4 protein-coding genes are annotated in these 5834 nt (G+C 62.3%); 1 reads left to right on the top strand and 3 read right to left on the bottom strand.

Annotated elements, in window-relative coordinates:
* Positions 1-84 precede the first annotated feature (84 nt).
* Entirely contained in the window at positions 85-1434 is a 1350-nt protein-coding gene (locus OC610_RS19845; RefSeq protein ID WP_264430090.1) for an MATE family efflux transporter, read from the top strand.
* 3 nt (positions 1435-1437) lie between these two features.
* Here OC610_RS19845 and OC610_RS19840 read toward each other — a convergent pair whose 3' ends face one another.
* The 3 genes from OC610_RS19840 to speA form a co-directional block, all read right to left on the bottom strand.
* Positions 1438-2235, bottom strand: a complete 798-nt coding sequence (locus tag OC610_RS19840) for a DUF4123 domain-containing protein (protein ID WP_264430089.1) — start codon at positions 2233-2235, stop codon at positions 1438-1440.
* Entirely contained in the window at positions 2232-3539 is a 1308-nt protein-coding gene (locus tag OC610_RS19835; RefSeq protein WP_264430088.1) for a type VI secretion system Vgr family protein, read from the bottom strand. The genes OC610_RS19840 and OC610_RS19835 overlap by 4 nt, the downstream gene beginning before the upstream one ends.
* A 230-nt stretch (positions 3540-3769) precedes the next feature.
* Positions 3770-5683 carry an arginine decarboxylase gene (speA, locus tag OC610_RS19830; protein ID WP_030138035.1) on the bottom strand — a complete coding sequence of 638 codons (1914 nt, stop codon included), beginning with the start codon at positions 5681-5683 and terminating at the stop codon, positions 3770-3772.
* Between the last annotated feature and the right edge of the window lie 151 nt (positions 5684-5834).

The raw sequence follows: 5834 nt of genomic DNA, 5'->3' as shown, positions 1-5834 counted from the left end.
GCTCCCTTGCCAAAATGAATCCAAGTTCCGCAGGGAACGATCAAACAATAACCCGTTACAATCGCGCTCCATCAAGGAGCCCGCATGTCCAACCTGATCGCCGACTGGCGCGACCGCCAGACCCATCGCCGGGTCTGGGCGCTCGCCGCACCGATGATTCTCTCCAATATCTCCGTGCCGTTGGTGGCGCTGGTCGACAGCACCGTCATCGGCCACCTGCCCCATGCCCATCAACTGGGCGCGGTGGCGGTCGGCGCGAGTTTGTATACGGTGCTGGCATGGGCCATGGGGTTCTTGCGCATGGGCTCCACCGGGTTCGCCGCCCAGGCCGCCGGGCGTGGTGACGGCGCGGCGTTGCGGCAGGTCTTGCTGCAAGGATTGCTGCTGGCGATGGGGCTGGCGGTGATGCTCGGGGCTGTCGGGGTGCCCTTGAGCGATGTGGCGCTGCATTTCATGCAGCCGTCGGCCGAACTCAATCAACTGACCCGGGACTTCTTCCACACCCGCCTCTTCGGTTTGCCTGCGGCCCTGGCCAGCTACGCACTGGTCGGATGGTTCCTCGGCGCCCAGAACGCCCGGGCGCCGCTGGCGATCCTGTTGGTGACGAACCTGGTGAACATCGCCCTGAACCTCTGGTTCGTGATTGGCCTGGACTGGGGCGTGGTCGGTTCGGCCCGGGCTTCGGTGATTGCCGAGTGGACCGGTGCGCTGGTCGGCCTGGCCCTGGCGCGCAACACGCTGCGCGCCTGGCCAGGACGGATAGCCTGGGCAGCCTTGGGCTTGTGGAAAAGCTGGCAGCCGCTGCTGGCGGTTAACCGGGACATTTTCATTCGCAGCCTGGTGCTGCAATCCGTTTTTTTCCTGATCACGGTGCAGGGCGCGCGCCTGGGGGACGCAACCGTGGCGGCCAACGCCTTGTTGCTGAACGGCCTGCTGCTGACCGCCCATGCACTGGACGGCCTGGCCCATGCCGTCGAAGCGCTGTGCGGCCACGCTATCGGCGCCCGCGATCGCCTGGCCTTGCGCCGCTCGTTGGTGGTCGCTTGCGGCTGGTCCTTGATCGCCAGTGTGGGGTTTGCCCTGCTGTTCCTGCTCGCCGGCCACCTGTTCATCGACCTGCAAACCAACATCACCGACGTGCGCGACACCGCCTACCGTTACCTGCCTTACCTGGCGGCCCTGCCGCTGATTGCGGTCTGGAGCTATTTGCTCGACGGCCTGTTCATCGGCGCCACCCGCGCTCGGGAGATGCGCAACGGCATGCTCCTGACGTTGTTGCTCACGCTGCCGTTCGCCTGGGTTTTGCAAGGCTTGGGCAATCACGGCTTGTGGATCACCTTCCTGCTGTTCATGTCATTGCGCAGCCTGACCCTGGGTACTGTCGCCTGGCGTTTGCAACGCAGTGACGGCTGGCTCGAACCCCGCAGCACATGACGTTCAGCGATGCTTGCCCTGCCATAGCCGTCGCAGATGATCGAGACGTTCGCGCTGCGACCTACCTGCCAGGCTCGACACTGGCTGGGCATCAGGGTACTGCAAGCGCAACCATAGCCAGCCGTCGAGTACAACCTGTTCGCTGAAGCCAAGGGCCAAGCCCTGCTGCAAATACCCCCAGAGCAACCAATAGTCGCGCCCGGTGGAGCGCGACCATCGCCAGACGTGGCGCTCCAGCAGACAGGCCTGCAACTTGCCCTGCTGCCTGGCGCTGAGGCCCTGTTCATTTTCCAACGCGGGCACCGCAAGCTCTGGATTGAAGAGTTGTTGCCAGCCCTGGCCCCCCATCGACCGATCAGCCCAGGTGCCGCCGAACCAGCGCAACTGGTTGATCGGCCCCAGCCAGCAGCTGAGTTCGCGGGGGTCGCAACCATCGAAGAAATAACTGGCGGTGTAGGGGTTGTAGTAACTCAACAAGGCTTTGTGGTGCAGGCCCAGCGTCACCGTCAACATCCTTCGAAGATGCGCCAGCAGATGCTCGGCGGGCGTGGCGGTGACCAACAGCAAACCCGGCCAGGACCGCGCATCCAGATGACAGAGGCTGGCCAGGGCGGGCGATCGCCGCAGGTCCACCAACAGCGGACCGTGGGCTCGCAGTTCATGAAATTCCGTGCCTTCGAACAGGGCAAAGTGCCGGGCTGTCGAAAATTGCGCCCGCAGGCGCTGCGCGGCGTCGGGAGCCTGCGGCACATCGAGCAATAGCCATTGAGGCGCGGAGCCGGGCATGACAGCAACATTCATTGCGCCGCGCCCGTGACCATGCGGCAGGTGCATATCGACTGGGCGCAAGGGCTGAATCGCCCCCCACCGGGCAGCAGGCAGAGCAGGATCAGCGGCTCACCCTCTTGAATCGCAGACAGTAACGGCGAATCGACACCTTGAGGCATAGGTGTGTCCTTCAACGTTGCGCTTGAAAGGGAGTCGCGCGAAGTCGCCGCCTTGGCGGTAGGGCCAAGAAATGCGCTGATCAAGGGACGATCCGGATCCCCCTCGATGAAGCTGACCAACACTTCGGTGCCCTCGCGGATGCCCTCCACTGCACTCGCCGCCAGCTCCGGCGCCAAGGGCAACCAGCAATGACTGGGGCTGGCCCCTTCGCCCTGATAGACCCAGTCGAATTGCACCGCCACCCGCCCGGCCACTTGTCCCGCCGACTCAGCCACATCCACCACCCATCCACGTTGCCGACTCACCATCACAGGTTTTTCAGGGACGCTATCCGCCACGAACGGCAACCCCCGAGGGATCGCTCGAAAATGGTTGCTGTACGCATCGCCCTGTCCGCGATGTTCAACCTGGATCAATAGCCAGCGCTGGTTCCAGTCTTCGTAGGGATGGGCCACCAATGACAGGGTTCGACCGCCGTGCAAGTGCATCAGGTCACTTTGGCCGCGAGCGACTTGTCTTCTCGAAACGTCGATGTCCACCCTGAACGCCTGCACGGTCGCCGCCTGCCCCTGACTGCTGTAAACGGCCTTGTGAGTCGCAGAAACGCTGCCCACGGTATCGGCGAACACCACGCCGTGTCTGTCCCGGCCTGGCTCGAAATAAAAATGGACGCCCGCCTGGGCGCACACCCGTTGGAGAAACTGCAGATCGGATTCACGGTACTGGGTACAGAAATCCTGCGCGGCATAATCGCTGCTCAGGTCCAGGCAAATGTCGCGGCCACTGATGCCGTGTTCCTTGAGCACCTGGCGGATGATTTGCGGCACCGAGCGCGCGTTGAATACGCGCTGGCTGAAGCGCTGCGCGAGGCATGCCAGCTTCGGCCCGATACGCACATGGCAACCGACGCCATGGCGGTCTTGCACGAGCTCATGGAGTTGCCCGTGGATGCCCCGACCCGCAGCGCCAAAACTCAACCAGACGCTGCGGTACAACAGGCCGGCCAAGTCCAGTGTCGGGTCGCTGATCAGCACCTGCGCCTCAAAAACGTAGGGCTCGCTGATGGCTTCACTGCCGGTGAAGGCAACGACTACGAAGGGTTCGGGCAGACCAGCTATCTCCAGACGAAAGGGTCGTTCGCGGGCTGGATCGGACATCGGCGGTTCTCTACAGGAGGGGCGACCGGGCATTCTCGCTGAGAGCTTTGGCCGAGTAGAGGGCTCAAGGACTATTTAGGAAAGGGACTACATGAAATTAGGAAGCCGCCCGGTCAAACACATCAAAATACGTAGATGACCGAGCAAAAAATCCTGCGGTACAAAGCACGGTGGCGAGGGAGCTTGCACCCCCTCGCCACTCAGTAACGCAACCCCGCTACATGCCCTTGTCAGGAAGACAGATAGGACGAACGCGTCAGCCCCAGGCGCAGTGCATCCAGGAATTGCGTGCGCTCGGCGGCGGTGATACGAGCGCTGGCGCACTTGTCGCGGTAATGCGTCATCAACTCCTCCGGCGACAGGTGCACATAGCGCAGCATGTCTTCGATGGTGTCATGGGTTTCGATACCGGCGTGATACACGCTACCGTCGGCGTTCTGGTAGATGTTCACCGAGTCGGTGTCGCCGAACAGGTTGTGCATGTCGCCGAGAATTTCCTGGTAGGCGCCCACCAGGAAAATACCCAGCAGATAGTCTTCACCCGGATTGAGCGAGTGGACCGGCAAGCTGGTCTCGATGCTCTGTTCGTCGACGTACTGCTTGATCTTGCCGTCGGAGTCGCAGGTCAGGTCTTGCAGCACGGCACGGCGCAACGGCTCTTCGTCCAGGCGATGCAGCGGCAGGATCGGCAATACCTGGCCGATGGCCCAAGTATCCGGCAGGCTCTGGAACACCGAGAAGTTGCAGATGTACTTGTCGGCCAGCTTATCGTTGAGTTCGTCCAGCACTTGACGGTGCGAACGCTGGCGGGCCTTCAGCGAATTGTGCAGGCGACGGCACACGGCGAAATAGCATTGCTCGGCCAGTGCTTTTTCCGCCAGGGTGAGCTTGCCGTCGGCGTACTGCGCAGCCACGTCGCTCATGTAGTGGGTGGCGCGCCAGTAGGTCTCGGTGACCATCTCGATGTCAGTCGGCCCCAACAGGTCCACCAGCCATTGCACGGTTTCCGGCAGGCTTTCCTTGTTTTCGATCACCGGCACGTCATCGTGATGTTTCTCGACGTCGGTCACCTGCACCACCAGCATGGCGTGGTGGGCGGTCAACGAGCGGCCGCTTTCGGAGAAGATGTGCGGATGCGGCAGGCTCTGGGCATCGCAGAACTCCTTGAGCATGCCCACCACGACACCGGCGTAATCGTCCATGTCGTAGTTGATGGAGCTGGCGTTGCGCGAGTGCGTACCGTCGTAGTCCACGCCCAGGCCGCCGCCGACGTCGATGTGATCCACCGGCAGGCCAAGGTTGCGCAGCTCGCCGTAGTAACGGATCGCTTCCTTGAAGCCATGTTGGTAGTCCGCCAGGTTGGCGATCTGCGAACCCATGTGGAAATGCAGCAGGCGAATACCCTGGTCCAGGCCGGCGTCGCGGAAGCGCTCAACCACCGAGAGCAATTGCGCGGCCGACAAGCCGAACTTGGATTTCTCGCCTCCGGTATCGGCCCACTTGCTCGACGCCAGGGACGACAGGCGCACCCGCAGGCCCACCTGTGGCTTGACCTTGAGCGACGCGGCTTCTTCGATCACCAGGCCGACTTCGGATTCTTTTTCGATGACGATGAAGACGTTATGGCCGAGCTTCTGCCCCATCAGCGCGAGGCGGATGAACTCACGGTCCTTGTAGCCGTTGCAGACGATGGTCCCGCCCTTCGGCGCCAGGGCCAGCACTGCCAGCAGCTCGGGCTTGGAGCCAGCCTCAAGGCCGATGGAGACGTTCTGGGTCGCGATGATGTTCTCGATCACCGCTTCCTGCTGGTTCACCTTGATCGGGTAAAGCGCGGTGTACTGGCTCTGGTATTCCAGGCGCGCGATGTTGCTGTCGAACGCGCCGGTGAGCTGACGCACCCGGTCCTGCAGGATGTCGGGGAAGCGCACCAGCAACGGCAGCGAGAGGCCGCTCTGGCGCAACTGGTCGACTTGCTCGTACAAATCGATGGGCGAGCTGTCGGGGCCATTCGGACGGACTTCGACGCGACCGGCGTCGTTGATCGCGAAATACCCGGCCCCCCAATGGCGAATCCCGTAAACACTGCGGCTGTCCGCAACTGTCCATTGGCTGCCATCGTCTTTGCGTGTGCGTCGTACGGACATCGAAGTCCCCTATAAAGAAGTCAAAAAGCACCATCCGATCGGAGGCTGGCGCAGTCTAGAGAATGGAAATGACGATTTGCCTGCAAGCAAGGTAGACCCTGCCCGCAGCGCTGAGTTTAAAACCCGTTCCGAACAGGCTCTGTGAAAACCA

Source organism: Pseudomonas agronomica (genome assembly GCF_025917275.1).
GTDB classification, from domain to species: Bacteria; Pseudomonadota; Gammaproteobacteria; order Pseudomonadales; family Pseudomonadaceae; genus Aquipseudomonas; species Aquipseudomonas agronomica.
Note: the sequence above shows the minus strand (reverse complement) of the source record. Positions and strands in the feature narration are given on the sequence as shown.